The organism is Streptococcus sp. 11273D007BT, from assembly GCF_053547195.1.
In genome coordinates this window covers 1,623,043-1,637,447 of sequence record NZ_JBPWPE010000001.1, presented here as the reverse complement: position 1 = coordinate 1,637,447, position 14,405 = coordinate 1,623,043, and the positions used below count along the sequence as shown (strand labels likewise).

The 14,405-nt window shown below is 39.7% G+C and carries 15 protein-coding genes and 1 tRNA gene; 12 read left to right on the top strand and 4 right to left on the bottom strand.

Translation table 11 applies throughout. The features are described from left to right. Positions 1-15: 15 nt before the first annotated feature. On the bottom strand, positions 16-873 hold the full coding sequence (gene tehB, locus ACEE75_RS08325; RefSeq protein WP_449164838.1) for an SAM-dependent methyltransferase TehB: 858 nt from the start codon (positions 871-873) through the stop codon (positions 16-18). A gap of 81 nt (positions 874-954) precedes the next feature. Here tehB and ACEE75_RS08320 point away from each other — a divergent pair. The 7 genes from ACEE75_RS08320 to ACEE75_RS08290 all read left to right on the top strand — a co-directional run bounded on the left by ACEE75_RS08320 (position 955) and on the right by ACEE75_RS08290 (position 5,754). Next, a tRNA-Ser gene (locus tag ACEE75_RS08320) sits at positions 955-1,044 on the top strand. Between the two features lie 135 nt (positions 1,045-1,179). Next, a complete protein-coding gene (metG, locus tag ACEE75_RS08315) occupies positions 1,180-3,183 on the top strand; it encodes a methionine--tRNA ligase (RefSeq protein WP_449164837.1) in 2,004 nt (667 codons plus the stop codon). Positions 3,184-3,345: 162 nt separating this feature from the next. After that, positions 3,346-3,582, top strand: a complete 237-nt coding sequence (locus ACEE75_RS08310) for a DUF2829 domain-containing protein (RefSeq protein ID WP_354368947.1) — start codon at positions 3,346-3,348, stop codon at positions 3,580-3,582. Continuing rightward, positions 3,575-4,273 carry a 3-oxoacyl-ACP reductase gene (locus ACEE75_RS08305; RefSeq protein WP_354368945.1) on the top strand — a complete coding sequence of 233 codons (699 nt, stop codon included), beginning with the start codon at positions 3,575-3,577 and terminating at the stop codon, positions 4,271-4,273. Before ACEE75_RS08310 ends, ACEE75_RS08305 begins: the two co-directional genes overlap by 8 nt. Before the next feature lie 9 nt (positions 4,274-4,282). Further along, positions 4,283-4,915, top strand: a complete 633-nt coding sequence (locus ACEE75_RS08300; RefSeq protein ID WP_354368944.1) for an SAP domain-containing protein — start codon at positions 4,283-4,285, stop codon at positions 4,913-4,915. Positions 4,916-4,951: 36 nt separating this feature from the next. Beyond that, positions 4,952-5,197 (top strand): DUF3977 family protein, encoded by a 246-nt coding sequence (locus tag ACEE75_RS08295; protein WP_273414464.1) that lies wholly within the window; start codon positions 4,952-4,954, stop codon positions 5,195-5,197. Between the two features lie 101 nt (positions 5,198-5,298). Then, positions 5,299-5,754 (top strand): ASCH domain-containing protein, encoded by a 456-nt coding sequence (locus tag ACEE75_RS08290; RefSeq protein WP_449173625.1) that lies wholly within the window; start codon positions 5,299-5,301, stop codon positions 5,752-5,754. Between the two features lie 264 nt (positions 5,755-6,018). Here the strand turns inward: ACEE75_RS08290 and ACEE75_RS08285 are convergent, their stop codons facing one another. Beyond that, entirely contained in the window at positions 6,019-6,972 is a 954-nt protein-coding gene (locus ACEE75_RS08285) for a DDE-type integrase/transposase/recombinase (protein WP_174853073.1), read from the bottom strand. Positions 6,973-7,159: 187 nt separating this feature from the next. Here ACEE75_RS08285 and glmU point away from each other — a divergent pair, with 187 nt between their 5' ends. Genes glmU through ACEE75_RS08265 form a run of 4 tightly spaced genes read left to right on the top strand, consistent with a single transcriptional unit; the run spans position 7,160 to position 10,071 of the window. Then, positions 7,160-8,539: a bifunctional UDP-N-acetylglucosamine diphosphorylase/glucosamine-1-phosphate N-acetyltransferase GlmU gene (gene glmU / locus ACEE75_RS08280; RefSeq protein WP_447574787.1), complete on the top strand. Its 1,380-nt coding sequence runs from the start codon at positions 7,160-7,162 to the stop codon at positions 8,537-8,539. A 9-nt stretch (positions 8,540-8,548) separates the two neighbouring features. After that, positions 8,549-9,103: an NUDIX hydrolase gene (locus ACEE75_RS08275; protein ID WP_447574789.1), complete on the top strand. Its 555-nt coding sequence runs from the start codon at positions 8,549-8,551 to the stop codon at positions 9,101-9,103. Beyond that, positions 9,103-9,333 (top strand): cell wall synthase accessory phosphoprotein MacP, encoded by a 231-nt coding sequence (gene macP / locus ACEE75_RS08270; protein ID WP_447574791.1) that lies wholly within the window; start codon positions 9,103-9,105, stop codon positions 9,331-9,333. The genes ACEE75_RS08275 and macP overlap by 1 nt, the downstream gene beginning before the upstream one ends. A gap of 48 nt (positions 9,334-9,381) precedes the next feature. After that, complete coding sequence (locus tag ACEE75_RS08265) at positions 9,382-10,071, top strand: 5'-methylthioadenosine/adenosylhomocysteine nucleosidase (protein ID WP_447574792.1); 690 nt, start codon at positions 9,382-9,384, stop codon at positions 10,069-10,071. An 89-nt stretch (positions 10,072-10,160) separates the two neighbouring features. On the opposite strand, the gene ACEE75_RS08260 is transcribed toward ACEE75_RS08265, so the two are convergent. Next, entirely contained in the window at positions 10,161-10,931 is a 771-nt protein-coding gene (locus tag ACEE75_RS08260; protein ID WP_447574794.1) for a peptidylprolyl isomerase, read from the bottom strand. A gap of 85 nt (positions 10,932-11,016) precedes the next feature. Here ACEE75_RS08260 and ACEE75_RS08255 point away from each other — a divergent pair, with 85 nt between their 5' ends. Further along, positions 11,017-13,356: a DNA translocase FtsK gene (locus ACEE75_RS08255; protein WP_447574796.1), complete on the top strand. Its 2,340-nt coding sequence runs from the start codon at positions 11,017-11,019 to the stop codon at positions 13,354-13,356. Positions 13,357-13,432: 76 nt separating this feature from the next. Here ACEE75_RS08255 and ACEE75_RS08250 read toward each other — a convergent pair whose 3' ends face one another. Further along, positions 13,433-14,386 carry an IS30 family transposase gene (locus ACEE75_RS08250; RefSeq protein WP_172054378.1) on the bottom strand — a complete coding sequence of 318 codons (954 nt, stop codon included), beginning with the start codon at positions 14,384-14,386 and terminating at the stop codon, positions 13,433-13,435. Between the last annotated feature and the right edge of the window lie 19 nt (positions 14,387-14,405).

Genomic DNA, 14,405 nt, shown 5'->3' with positions numbered 1-14,405 from the left:
ACAGGGCTTGAGGGGTTATTTTATTTTTTTGGCGAGTAAGGTGGCAAACTGCATACGAATAGGATTACCAAATAAATCTAGGCGGTGAAGGTTGCCAAGATTTTCATTATATTTGATGATTTCCCAGTCTTTATAATAGTGCTTTAATTCTCCTTCTTTGAAAGTAAAGGAAAAAGGCATGGGACAAGGATAATCCTTGGTATCCATTGCTGATACAATCAAGTGATGGCCACCTATTTTAGTTTGTTCCTGCATATTCTTAATAATAGAAGGGATGCGATCTGGATCTAAAAACATAAAAACCACGGTCGAGATGATGCTATCATAGCTTTCTGTCAGTGTAGCACTATTAATATCATAGGAGTTTACCGTAATGGCTAAATCCTCAGCTTTAGCAATCGTTTTGAGATGTTCCAGACCATCTTGATTGAGATCAAGAGCAGTGACCTGACTACCTTTGGTGGCTAGAAACAGACTATTTCGACCATGTCCGCAACCAAGATCAAGTACATTTTCTTTGGCTAAGATGGTAGCAGCCTCTTTGACCTCAGAGTGAGGCTGGGTTTGATACTTTTTACTGATGTAGTCCTCAGCTTGGCAGTAGAAGCTCAGACTCAGCTGTGTATCATCTGTTAAAGCGGTCAATTTATACCAGGTCTGAGGAGAAATGAACGGGACTTCTGAATCAGGAGTAAAGAGATGTCTTTCGACACTATTTCCCTCTTCATCAAGAAAGTCACATTGTAACTCGCCTGACAAGATAGTCAGTTTTGACCAAGTTCCTTCGGTTGTTTGGTATTTTTCAAGTAGAGCCTTTGGGATGGTTTTTCTTTCCCAAGTTGGTAGAGTATCGTATAAACGTAATGCTGTCATGGTTGTCTCCTTATCTTCTTATATTTTATCAAAAAAGCCTTGCAATATGATAAAAAATGAGATAAAATAAGAAAGTATTTTGGAGGATTACCCAAGTCCGGCTGAAGGGAACGGTCTTGAAAACCGTCAGGCGTGTAAAAGCGTGCGTGGGTTCGAATCCCACATCCTCCTTTGATGATTAAAAAAGCTGAGTATAGGATTTGCTCAGCTTTTTTCTATCTCAAACTAGCTCCCCATAGCATAAAATATGATATAATGAAGTGTTACTAGAAAACACCTTTCATTAGGGTGACATAGGAGAAGAAAATGACAAAACAACCATTTTACATTACAACACCAATCTATTATCCATCCGGTAAGTTGCATATTGGCTCTGCTTATACCACCATTGCTTGCGATGCATTGGCACGCTACAAACGAATGATGGGGCATGAAGTTTTTTACTTAACAGGTCTTGATGAACATGGTCAAAAAATTCAACAAAAGGCAGAGGAAGCAGGCATCACACCTCAAGCCTATGTTGATGGGATGGCAGTAGGTGTCAAAGAGCTTTGGCAATTGCTTGATATTTCATATGACAAATTTATCCGTACCACAGATGATTATCATGAAGAAGTGGTGGCGGCTGTTTTTGAAAAATTGTTAGCACAAGATGACATCTACCTAGGAGAGTATGCGGGTTGGTATTCTGTTTCTGATGAGGAATTTTTCACAGAAAGTCAACTAGAGGAAGTTTTCCGTGATGAAAATGGTCAAGTCATTGGTGGGATTGCACCATCAGGACATGAGGTAGAGTGGGTTTCAGAGGAATCTTATTTCTTACGCCTTAGCAAGTACCAAGATAAGCTTGTTGCGTTCTTTAATGCCCATCCAGACTTCATCCAGCCAGATGGTCGTATGAATGAAATCATGAAAAACTTTATCGAGCCTGGTTTAGAAGATCTTGCGGTTTCACGGACATCTTTTACCTGGGGAGTACCTGTTCCATCTAATCCTAAGCATGTAGTTTATGTTTGGATTGATGCTCTACTAAACTATGTGACTGCTCTAGGATATGGTCAGGAAAATCATGCCAACTACGATAAGTTCTGGAATGGCACAGTTTATCATATGGTCGGAAAAGATATTCTGCGTTTCCACTCGATTTACTGGCCGATTATGCTCATGATGTTGGATATGAAGCTTCCTGAGCGTTTAGTGGCTCATGGTTGGTTTGTCATGAAAGATGGTAAAATGTCCAAATCTAAAGGGAATGTCGTTTACCCAGAGATGCTGGTGGAGCGCTATGGTTTAGATCCACTACGTTATTACCTCATGCGAAGTCTGCCAGTCGGTTCTGATGGGACGTTTACCCCAGAGGATTATGTCGGTCGTATTAACTATGAGTTAGCTAATGACCTTGGAAACTTGCTCAATCGTACCGTTGCCATGATTAACAAGTATTTCGGTGGCCAAGTCCCAACATTTGTATCTAATGTCACAGATTTTGACGCTGACTTGTCAGCAGTAGTGGCTGACAACTTGGCAAGCTACCACAAGCACATGGAAGCTGTGGATTACCCACGTGCTTTGGAAGCGGTGTGGAATATTATTTCACGCACTAACAAATATATTGATGAAACAGCGCCGTGGATTTTGGCAAAAGATGAAGCAGATCGTGATCAGTTAGCAGCTGTAATGGCGCATTTAACAGCGAGTCTGCATGTCGTAGCCCATCTCATCCAGCCATTTATGATGACAACTTCTAATGCTATTATGGAACAGCTCGGTTTGGGTATAGCATTTGACCTTGAAAACCTTGACTTTGCAGGTCTTCCAGCAGGATTGACAGTGGTCGCAAAAGGGACACCAATCTTCCCACGTCTTGATATGGAAGAAGAGATTGCCTATATCAAGTCTCAAATGGGCGGTGGCTCTGCTATTTCTCAAGAGGAAGAAAAAGAGTGGAACCCAGCTGATGTGGAACTCAAAAACGAGAAAGCTGCGATCAAGTTCGAGGACTTCGATAAGGTGGAAATCCGTGTAGCAGAAGTCAAGGAAGTCTCAAAAGTAGAGGGATCTGACAAGTTGCTTAAGTTCCGTCTGGATGCAGGTGACGGGGAAGATCGTCAGATTTTATCTGGTATTGCTAAATACTATCCAAACGAACAGGACTTGGTCGGTAAGAAAGTTCAAATCGTTGCCAACCTTAAGCCACGTAAAATGATGGGCTTACTTAGTCAGGGCATGATCCTCTCAGCCGAGCATGACGGCAACTTGACCTTATTAACAGTCGATCCATCTGTGCCAAATGGCAGTCAGATTGGCTAGGAAAGAAGACGGAGTACGGCTCTGTCTTTTTTTCTTGCTCAAGGCTGACTTTGGTCTTCTTGCTTATTAAAAGGGGATATGGTAGAATGCATAGGTGTTGAGCTAGATGGAATCGATGTGATAGGAGAAAGACAATCTAGCCGAAAAGATAAGGAGAAAATCATGACATTTGAAGAGATATTGCCAGGCTTAAAAGTTAAGAAAAAGTATGTGCGTACAGGTTGGGGTGGTGCTGAAAACTATGTTCAACTCTTTGATACAATTGAAGTAAATGGTCAGAAGTTGGAAGTCACGCCTTATTTTTTGATTAATGTTTCAGGTGAGGGGGAAGGTTTTTCGATGTGGAGTCCCACTCCGTGTGATGTTTTGGCGACAGACTGGGTTGAAGTTCATGACTAAAAAGGTATTGGTTACAGGTGTGTCATCGGGGATAGGTCTAGCGCAAGCTAGGCTTTTTCTACAAGAGGGCTATACGGTGTATGGTGTAGATCGCTCAGATTGTCCAGTGTTAAAGGGAAAGTTTCATTTTTTGAAGCTTGATTTACTAGAAGATCTAGAGCCGCTTTTTAACTTTATTGCAGAGGTTGATATTCTTTGTTTAACAGCTGGTGTGCTTGATGATTTTAAACCGCATTTAGAGGTTAGTGAAGAAGAGTTTGAAGCCGTTTTTTTCACGAATTTTTTTGCGACAACCAAGATTTGTCGTTATTATTTGGAAAAAATGGTAGAGAAAAAAGATGGCATTATCATTACGATGTGTTCTATCGCTTCTTTTTTAGCAGGTGGTGGAGGCTCTGCTTATACAGCATCAAAGCATGCTTTAGCAGGTTTCACGCGTCAATTGGCACTAGATTATGCTAAAGATCACATTCAAGTTTTTGGAATTGCTCCAGGTGCTGTCAAAACTGCTATGACACAAGCAGATTTTGAGCCTGGCGGTTTGGCAGATTGGGTTGCTAGTGAAACGCCTATCGGACGTTGGAGCTTACCTGAGGAAGTTGCAGAGTTAACTTTGTTTTTGGCATCTGGAAAGGCGGCATCTATGCAAGGAGAAATTGTTAAAATGGATGGCGGATGGAGTTTGAAATAGGAGTATGATATGGCAGAATTTACCGAAAAGATGACCATTGCCGAATTTAGAGAACAGTACTGGTACAAAACTGAGTTAGAAGACATTTGTCGTCAACACCACTTGCCAGCCTATGGCACCAAGGCAGAGCTGACAGCTTATATCCTAGAGTATTTGTCAGGGAAAGCACCAGAGGAAATTCGTCCTGTTAGACGAAACAAACGTTTGAAAAAAACTTTGAGTGCATCTGAAATGACTTTGAATACTAAGCTATTGGATTCAGGATTTTCATTCAATGATGAGGCTAGACAATTTTTCCAAAACTACTTTGGCCTTGATAAATTTTCATTCAAAAAAGCAATGGCGATTAAAATGAGAGAGGTTGAGGCGAGTCAGGATTATTCGGCAACTATCGCTGATTTGATAGCAGTCTTAGAAGTACCGCAAGTGCCCTCGCCTGATAATGCCGAAGAAAAGACCTATCAGTGGAACCGATTTGTGAAAAATTTTAACCAAGACCCTTTGAGTAAACAGTTCTATCCACCAATGAAGGTTGCCTCTATTTTATGGCGGCAGGTTAGGGATTCAAGACGTGAAAAAGTCTATCAATCAAGTCTTTTAGAAGAATATGCCGAAGAAATCGCACCCTTTTTGAAAGGGTGAGTTCTTAGATTATGATGTCAAGAAGCGGAGTCTATAATGAAAAAATTTATCGAATTTGGGTATGGTAATACATGGTGGTTACGCACAGAATTTGAACATGCGGATGGCAGTGAATTTGAAATGAGAGGGATTGTTGGCAAAATCAAACCGATGTCACTATATGTGAGAGTTTGGCTAGGAAAGTCCGTCTGGATATGTGACAGCAGGGAAGGGTTTAAAAGGACAAAGAAAAGTCGCAAAGCTACCAAATTTATTTTTGGCATTGCTTCGAAGGTAGAATAGTGAAAGAGTGTCCTAAAAATGAAGAGGAGAAAACCATAGTGGGAAATTCTGTCAAACGGATTGTAAGAAGAAGTAAGACAGAAAAAGAGTAGGAGATAACCATGAACGCACAAGAACTTTGGAACAAGTATAAGAAAATCAATCCTTCAATCGGAGATGACATTGACGCTTGGCAATTTGGAGCACAAGCTGATGAGTTAGCCTGCTTAGTTAATCAAGGAAAAAAGACGGCGACTGCCTCAGCCTATGACTTGTACCTCCTTGAAGGAGAGCCACTGCCTCAAGTCGGGAGCTATGATGTTATTTTAGATAGTAAGGATCAGGCTGTCTGTATTATTGAGATTACGTCGGTTTATCTAGTACCTTTTGGTGACGTTTCACCAGAGCATGCTCGAAAAGAGGGTGAGGGAGACTTGAGTTTGAGCAGTTGGCGAAAAAGCCATCGTCAGTTCTTCTCGCCTTATTTTAAAGAAAAGGGATTGGAGTTCTCAGAAACCAGCTTAATCGTTTGCGAAGAATTTCGTAAGGTTTATCCATTTGACACGACAAACGCATGAAGAAAATTTAGTGTTCAGAAATCGTACTGTTCAATATTGGTATCCGTTTTTGGCAGAAAAATGTGATAGAATAACTTTGGAACAGGGACTTGTCCTTCTTAAAGTGTCAAAATGATGAAAATATTTCGAAAAAATGCGTGTAGCTAGAAAATAGTTACATGCATTTTCTTTATGCCTACGGCGTATCCACTTGAGGAAATGTACCTTTGTCAATGATGTGAGACCTAAAATGTTATTTTGAAGCTATCCATTTGTTAAGCTTTACTAGGAGCTAGCTCCTAGTAAAGCTTTTCTGATATCGATAGGAGATTTCCATCCTAAAGTTTGCATAGGGAGCCGATTAGAACGATAAAGATAGGTTTTCATCTGCTTGATCAGATCGTCATAGGAATAGAAGGTCAAGTGCTGATAGAAACGCCGATTGTCATTTCGATGACTGCGTTCAACCTTACCATTATGTCTGGGTGTTCGAGGACGAATCAGCTTATGCTCAATGCCAAGTTCCTGACACAGCAAGTCTAGTGGGTGAACTTGTTTGGTCTCTTTGAAATGAGTGAACTCAAAGCCATTATCTGTTTGGAGGATTTTTGGTTTGTATCCAAAGTGTTTAATAGCCATTTTGAGAAATTGAACCGTTGAGTAGGACGACTGCTCTTTGAAAGGGAATATAAAGCGTTCTCGACTGGCCTCATCAATGACGGTATACTGGTAGAATTTGTCAGGTAGTTTTCCTGTGTAGCAGTGAGTCGGGACGTATTTGACATCCATCTGCCACTTGATACCGAGTTTAGTCGGCGTGTCATATGGTTTTGGGACATAAGGTTTTTTCTTTGTTTTAGGGGATTTGAAGAAGTCCAGTTTTCTCAAGATTCGAAATAGTGAGCAAGGGTGTCTATCATATCCCTTATTTGTTTTGAGTTTGTAAAAAATTTCGATGAGGGTTGCGTTTGGATTTCTTTTGATGCAGTTTTTAATCCATGTTAGCTCTTGCTCGGTGTGAGCCTTTGGATGAGGTGTTAGAGGTCGATGGGATCGATTTTTCAACGATTCTTTAGTTCCATCAAATCGCTTATTCCAGCGCATGAGAGAGGCTTTTGAAACTTTGTAACGTCGACAGATGAAGGCGACAGAGGCACCATTTTGGTAGGTTTTAACAGCGTGGTAGCGTGTTTCTAGAGTGTGTGGTAAATAGCGAAGATTTTGTGATATACTAGTCATGAGAAGATTCCTTTTTGGTGAGTGGTGGTACTCTTATCATATCAGGGAATCTTCTTTTTAACTTCTAGAAGTCTCACATCTATTGTAACGCTACAGCCTACGGCGTATCCACTTGAGGAAAAAACTTAACAAGGTCTAGCTAAAATGATATAATGAAGTGATATTAACAATTGTACGAGGAAAAATTATGAGCAATTATGCTATTATTCTAGCTGCGGGTAAGGGAACTCGCATGAAATCAGATTTACCAAAGGTACTTCATGAAGTAGCAGGCATTACAATGTTGGAACATGTCTTTCGTAGTGTTTCTGCCATTAATCCCGAAAAAAATGTAACGGTGATTGGACATAAGGCTGAGTTGGTTAAGGAAGTTTTAGCTGACCAATCACAGTTTGCTCTTCAAACAGAGCAGTTAGGAACAGGTCATGCTGTTATGATGGCAGAATCTGAGTTAGCCAATCTAGAAGGTCAGACCTTGGTCATTGCGGGAGATACCCCTTTAATTACAGGTGAAAGTTTAAAAAATCTAATAGAATTTCATGTTAATCATAAAAATGTGGCAACGATTCTGACAGCAGAAGCTGAGAATCCTTTTGGTTATGGTCGTATTGTCCGTAATCAACATGATGAAGTGACCAAAATTGTCGAGCAAAAAGATGCTTCCGATTTTGAACAACAGATTAAAGAAATTAATACAGGTACCTATGTCTTTGACAATAAGCGTTTGTTTGAAGCTTTAAAAAATATTACGACAGATAATGCTCAAGGAGAGTATTACTTGACAGATGTTATCAGCATTTTTAAAGAAGCAGGTGAAAAAGTTGGCGCCTATAAACTTCATGATTTCAACGAGAGTTTAGGTGTTAATGACCGTGTGGCTTTAGCAACTGCAGAAAACGTGATGCGCCAGCGAATTAATAAAGCTCATATGATAAACGGTGTCTCATTTGTCGATCCCGCAACAACTTACATTGATATTGATGTGGAGATTGCACCAGAAGTCATTTTAGAAGCTAATGTTACCCTAAAAGGTAGGACTAAAGTGGGGCAGGCAACACGGTTAACGAGTGGGACTTACATTGTTGATTCTCTTATTGGAAAAAATACAGTGATTACTCATTCGATGATTGAAAATTCAACACTTTCAGATGATGTCACTGTCGGACCTTACGCCCATATCCGCCCTGATTCGACCTTGGAGCGTGGTGTTCATATTGGGAACTTTGTTGAGGTTAAGGCATCTACCATCGGTGAGAATACCAAGGCTGGACATCTGACTTATATTGGCAATGCAGAGGTTGGTCGTGATGTTAACTTTGGTGCAGGGACTATTACAGTCAACTACAACGGACAAAATAAATTTAAAACTAAAATTGGGAATAATGCCTTTGTCGGTAGCCATTCAACTTTAATTGCACCACTTTCTATTGGTGAGAATGCTTTAACAGCTGCAGGGTCAACGATTATTGAAGATGTTCCCAAAGATAGTATTGCGATTGGACGTAGCCGTCAAATTAATAAATTAGGCTATGCCTTAAAACAACCTCATCATCCCAGTCAAAAATAGGAGGTAGGCATGCAATTTGAGGAAAAGACCCTTAAACGTCAAGATATTTTTGAAGGGAAAATTTTCAAGGTTGCAGTGGATCAAGTGGCCTTACCTAATGACAAAGGAACTGCAACCCGTGAATTGATTTTCCATAGAGGAGCGGTATCTATTTTGGCTGTGACACCTGAAAATAAAATTATCATTGTCAAGCAGTATCGTAAAGCTATTGAAAAAGTGAGCTATGAAATTCCTGCAGGCAAACTAGAAGTTGGAGAAAATGGCTCTGAAAAAGAAGCAGCTCTTCGAGAGTTAGAGGAAGAAACCGGCTATACAGGCGATTTAGAGTTAATCCACAGCTTTTATACAGCAATCGGATTTTGTAATGAAAAGATCCAACTCTATCTTGCAAAAGGCTTGCAGAGAGTAGAAAATCCTCGTCCACAAGATGATGATGAAACGTTAGCAGTTTATGAACTTTCTTATGAAGAATGTCAAGAATTGGTTGCTTCAGGTCAGATAGAAGATGCTAAAACCATTATTGCCCTTCAATACTACGCTTTGCATTTTGGAGGTGAAAAATAATGGGAAAGCCTTTATTAACAGATGATATCATTGAACAAGCCAAGAGAGAAAAGTGGCTAGAACAAGAAGAAGGGATTGAGGATAAAAGCTATTCCCATCAAGAGCCGATTTATAAAAGTCGTCGGATTGAAAACAAAAAAAGAAGCACCTTCCAGAGTAAACTCAATAAAATCCTCGTGATTTTAGTTTTTCTGATTATACTTTTGGTTTGGGCAATTTTTAAACTATAAATAGGGAGTTGATACTTCTTTCAGCTCTCTTTTTTGAAAGGATAATACATGAAAATTGGAATCATTGCTGCTATGGAGCAGGAATTGCGTTTACTTGTGGATAAACTAGAAGATAAAAAAGAAGTGACGGTCATTGGAAATAGCTACTACACAGGTAGATTAGGACGTCATGAGGTCGTTCTAGTTCAAAGTGGCGTTGGCAAAGTCATGAGTGCCATGAGTGTGGCAATTCTTGTGGATAAGTTTGCTGTCGAGGGGATTATCAATACTGGCTCAGCAGGTGCTGTTGCAGCGGGAATTGCCATTGGTGATGTGGTTATTGCAGAGAAGCTAGCTTATCATGATGTGGATTTAACTGCTTTTGGGTATGCTTATGGCCAAATGTCAGCTCAACCCCTTTATTTTGAATCAGATAAAGTCTTTGTCGATGTGTTTAAAAAAATTCTAAAACAGCATGATCAAGTTGCCCATTTAGGATTAATTGCAACAGGAGACAGCTTTATTGCTGGGCAAGACAAGATTGATAGGATTAAAGCAGCATTTCCAGAGGTTCTAGCTGTTGAAATGGAAGGAGCCGCTATTGCACAAGCCGCCCATGCAACAGGACGTCCGTTTATTGTTGTCCGTGCCATGAGTGATACTGCTGCGCATGATGCTAATATGACTTTCGATGAGTTTATTATTGAAGCTGGAAAACGCTCAGCTCAAATCCTGCTTAACTTTTTAGACATCTTATAAAATAATCCCCAGCTTGTGTTGAAAACTGTCACAAACTGGGGATTATTTTTATAGTATATTTATTTTATTTAAGAGACTTATCCACAAATTTATTTAAAGCTATAGTCTTTAAGTATTTGAATAGAGTCGATGGTGATATCTTTTTTGGGTTTGTCGTTGCTGTCTGTTTCAACCTGAGCAATCTTATCCACAATATCCATTCCGTCAATAATTTGCCCAAAAACCGTATAGTTACCATCTAAAGAAGGATAGCCTCCATTTTTATAAGCTTCAATAATTTTTTGGGGATACGAATCAGAGGAAGTTTGACTGGATTGGTTGTCAGAGTTTTGAACGATGAAAAATTGACTGCCGTTACTTTGGCTATCACCTGTGTTTGCCATAGCAAGCGCTCCTCTAATGTGGTAAAGATAAGGTGAGATTTCATTTTTAAACCCATATCCAGCATCAATAGCACTATCTTTACCATTCCAAATGGATTCTCCCCCAGTGCCGTCTCCATTAGGATCTCCTGATTGGATCATAAAGTCTTTAATGACCCTGTGGAAAGTAAGGCCGTTATAATAACCTTCCTTGGCATGTGTTAAAAAGTTTTCCACAGCAAGTGGGGCATACTTTGGAAACAGTTTTATTGTGATATCTCCTTGGCTTGTTTTGAGTTTGACCTCAGCTTCATCTTCAGCCACTTTTGATTGCAATTGTGGCATATCAGCTTGATTGAGTTTTTCTAGCTCTTTTTTTGCTTCTTCTTTAGCTTGGCTAGATGCCACATAGCTGTCTCCTTTGATAGCTTGATCTAATTGCTTGCAACCACTTAAAAAAAGTAGCGACAAGGCAGATAAATACATGATTTTTTTCATAGTAGCTCCTTATCCATTGGTTCTTTCTATTTTATCATACCAAGAGGACTTCTCCAAAAAAATTAAAACATGGTATAATGATACTATGAGTACTAAGAAGAAAAGTTCCCGTAAAACGACTAAAAAAAAGATGACCAAGGAAGAGAAAATACGGCAAAAAGCACTGCAACGTTTTTTGTTAACTTTGGGATTATCATTAATCCTTTTTTTTGCTCTTTTTCAATTAGGTGTTTTTGGTGTTACAGTTTATAATATTATCCGATTTTTGGTTGGTAGTTTGGCTTACCCGTTGATGTTGTGGCTAGGGGTGTATCTTTATGGTTTTAAATTATTTAGAAAGCATGAGTCTTTATTATTGGCGAGTTTACTAACATTTTTAGGGTTGTTACTGATTTACCATGCTTATTTTTTTGCCTTAGAACAAAATAGAGATCAAGACATTTTTACAACAACAGCCTATGTCATCATGGATGATTTGGCTCACTTCACTGTCAAAAGTTTTGCAGGAGGTGGAATGTTAGGAGCCTTATTGTATAAACCTGTCTCCTTTCTTTTTTCTAATGTCGGAAGCTTTATTATTGGAGGTTTACTCTTACTTTTAGGTGTCTTTGCCCTTTTTCCTGTGGATATTTATGATGCTAATTTGTGGCTTGTGGAAAAATGGCAGAGCTATTTAGCACGGCGTGAGCTGAGAAAGCAAGAACGCTTTGTTAAAAGAGAAGAAAAGGAAGCAGAAAGAGCAGAAAAAGCAGCTCAACTTTTACAAGAAAAAAAAGAGTTAGAACAAGAACAACGCTTGGCCAGGGTTGATATGGAAACAGGGGAGATCCTTGATGAACCTGTTAAAGAGGAGCCGGTTAGAGTTGAGCCAGAAATTGTCAGCTATGATTTAGAAGGTTTGGAAGATACCATGCCACCAGAGGACTTTTCCCAAGTTCCTCAATTAGAGCCAGTTGACGAGAGAGATGGTCATGATGTGGAGGTTGACTTCACTCCTAAGCAGCATCTTCTTTATCATTTACCTAGTATTGATCTATTTGCGCCAGATAAACCTAAAAATCAAAGTAAAGAGAAGAAGCTGGTACGTGAAAATATCAGGGTTTTGGAGGAAACTTTTAATAGCTTTGGGATTAAAGCGACAGTGGAGAGGGCTGAGATTGGCCCTTCTGTCACCAAGTATGAAGTGAAGCCGGCTGTCGGTGTTCGTGTCAATCGGATTTCCAATTTAGCAGATGATTTGGCCTTGGCTTTAGCAGCCAAAGATGTTCGTATAGAAGCACCAATTCCAGGGAAGTCTCTAGTAGGAATTGAAGTGCCTAACTCGGAAATTGCCACCGTTAGTTTCAGAGAACTTTGGGAGCAATCTAAGACTGATCCTAATAAGCTACTTGAGGTTCCGCTTGGTAAGGCTGTTAACGGAACTAGTCGTTCCTTTGATCTTGCACGTATGCCACACTTATTGGTAGCGGGATCAACAGGATCTGGGAAATCTGTAGCAGTAAATGGCATTATTTCTAGTATCTTGATGAAGGCTAGACCTGATCAAGTTAAATTTATGATGATTGATCCTAAAATGGTTGAGTTATCAGTTTATAACGATATCCCCCATCTCTTAATTCCAGTTGTCACCAATCCTAGAAAAGCTAGTAAGGCACTTCAAAAAGTTGTTGATGAGATGGAAAATCGCTACGAATTGTTTAGCCATTTTGGTGTTAGAAATATTGCAGGTTACAATGCTAAGGTTGAGGACTTTAATGCGCAATCTGAGACGAAACATATTCCCTTGCCCCTATTGGTGGTTATTGTGGATGAGTTGGCAGACTTGATGATGGTAGCCAGTAAAGAAGTTGAAGATGCCATTATCCGTTTGGGACAAAAGGCACGTGCAGCGGGGATTCACATGATTTTAGCAACTCAGCGCCCGTCAGTGGATGTTATTTCAGGTCTGATCAAAGCCAATGTTCCTTCACGAATTGCTTTTGCCGTCTCCAGTGGGACAGACAGTCGTACTATTTTAGATGAAAATGGAGCTGAAAAACTTTTAGGTCGAGGCGACATGCTTTTTAAACCGATTGATGAGAATCACCCTGTTCGATTACAAGGTTCTTTTATCTCAGATGATGACGTGGAACGCATTGTTGGTTTTATTAAAAATCAAGCTGAAGCTGACTATGATGACAGTTTTGATCCTGGGGATGTCCCAGATACTGACACTGGTGGCGGTAGTTCAAGTGAGGGAGACCCCTTATTTGAAGAAGCTAAGAATTTGGTACTTGAGACACAAAAAGCGAGTGCCTCCATGTTACAGCGTCGCCTATCTGTTGGCTTTAATCGTGCTACTAGATTAATGGAAGAACTTGAAGAGGCTGGAGTTATCGGTCCTGCTGAGGGAACTAAACCACGCAAAGTCTTAATGACAAAATAAAAAAAGCTAAAATAGGAGCTTGCCTATTTTAGCTTTTTTATGATCGAATCATCCCATCCCAAATTTCAAGTTGAAGTTAGCCACCCAAAAGAAATTCACTTGGCGACTTGTAGTCCAAGCATTTTTTAGGGTAGTTATTAATCCAATTTTCGATAAAAGCGACTTCTTTCGGAGTCGTTTTCTTGGTTCCTTTAGGTAACCATCTCCGAATCAATCGATTATGGTTTTCATTTGAACCTCTTTCCCATGAAGAGTAGGGATGTGCATAGTAGATATGTTCCTCAGGAAACACTTCAACCAATCGACTAAATTCCGAACCATTATCTGCAGTTATTGATAAAATATGATACTCAGCTATTAGTAACCTAAGTGCCTGATTGACAGATTCAGCAGTTTTATTTGGAATTAATCTTATGATTTGGTGTCTACTTCGTCGGTCGGTTAAGACTAAAAGACACTGATTTTTCGCTCTGGTTAGTAGAACTGTATCAATTTCATAATGACCGTTTTCCAATCGAAGATTGATGACCTCCGGTCGCTCTTCAATTGATTTACCAGCTGGCTTAAAGTTCGGACTGGCTTGCTTCTTGACAGCTTTCCATTTTCTAGGATAAAGCATATCCGCTTTTGTCAAACCTAAATGACCATTATGAAACCAATAGTAGATAGTTGAAATACCAACTTTCACTTGCTTCTTCTTAACCATCATTTCAGGCGAAAATTTTTGCTTATGATAGTGTAAAATCTTCTCTTTCATTTCTTTCGTTAGGATTATCTTTTTAACCGACCGTTTTCGATTGGATTGGTAAACAGTTTGTGCATAATCAGCAGAATAAACTTTCTTGTAGACCCCTTTTCGCACTTGTTGTAAGGTTGTCCCACGCTTGATTTCATTATGAATTGTTTGAGGAGCCTTTCCAAGCAAGCCTGCAATTTCACGATTGGACTTATTTTCAAGTTTCCACCGCTCAATCAAGCGACGGTTATCTATTGTCAAATGTTTCCCTTTTGGTGTATAATACTTTTGCATCTCTGTGCCTTTCCTTGTG

What these genes read in the sequence shown, in the direction of transcription:
- ACEE75_RS08300 (WP_354368944.1), top strand. Translation starts at nt 4,283, where the DNA reads ATGGCAGAATTTACCGAAAAGATGACCATTGCCGAATTTAGAGAACAG.
- ACEE75_RS08260 (WP_447574794.1), bottom strand. Translation starts at nt 10,931, where the DNA reads ATGAAAAAAATCATGTATTTATCTGCCTTGTCGCTACTTTTTTTAAGT.
- ACEE75_RS08295 (WP_273414464.1), top strand. Translation starts at nt 4,952, where the DNA reads ATGAAAAAATTTATCGAATTTGGGTATGGTAATACATGGTGGTTACGC.
- ACEE75_RS08310 (WP_354368947.1), top strand. Translation starts at nt 3,346, where the DNA reads ATGACATTTGAAGAGATATTGCCAGGCTTAAAAGTTAAGAAAAAGTAT.
- macP (WP_447574791.1), top strand. Translation starts at nt 9,103, where the DNA reads ATGGGAAAGCCTTTATTAACAGATGATATCATTGAACAAGCCAAGAGA.
- metG (WP_449164837.1), top strand. Translation starts at nt 1,180, where the DNA reads ATGACAAAACAACCATTTTACATTACAACACCAATCTATTATCCATCC.
- ACEE75_RS08285 (WP_174853073.1), bottom strand. Translation starts at nt 6,972, where the DNA reads ATGACTAGTATATCACAAAATCTTCGCTATTTACCACACACTCTAGAA.
- ACEE75_RS08305 (WP_354368945.1), top strand. Translation starts at nt 3,575, where the DNA reads ATGACTAAAAAGGTATTGGTTACAGGTGTGTCATCGGGGATAGGTCTA.
- ACEE75_RS08290 (WP_449173625.1), top strand. Translation starts at nt 5,299, where the DNA reads ATGAACGCACAAGAACTTTGGAACAAGTATAAGAAAATCAATCCTTCA.
- glmU (WP_447574787.1), top strand. Translation starts at nt 7,160, where the DNA reads ATGAGCAATTATGCTATTATTCTAGCTGCGGGTAAGGGAACTCGCATG.
- ACEE75_RS08275 (WP_447574789.1), top strand. Translation starts at nt 8,549, where the DNA reads ATGCAATTTGAGGAAAAGACCCTTAAACGTCAAGATATTTTTGAAGGG.
- ACEE75_RS08250 (WP_172054378.1), bottom strand. Translation starts at nt 14,386, where the DNA reads ATGCAAAAGTATTATACACCAAAAGGGAAACATTTGACAATAGATAAC.
- ACEE75_RS08255 (WP_447574796.1), top strand. Translation starts at nt 11,017, where the DNA reads ATGAGTACTAAGAAGAAAAGTTCCCGTAAAACGACTAAAAAAAAGATG.
- tehB (WP_449164838.1), bottom strand. Translation starts at nt 873, where the DNA reads ATGACAGCATTACGTTTATACGATACTCTACCAACTTGGGAAAGAAAA.
- ACEE75_RS08265 (WP_447574792.1), top strand. Translation starts at nt 9,382, where the DNA reads ATGAAAATTGGAATCATTGCTGCTATGGAGCAGGAATTGCGTTTACTT.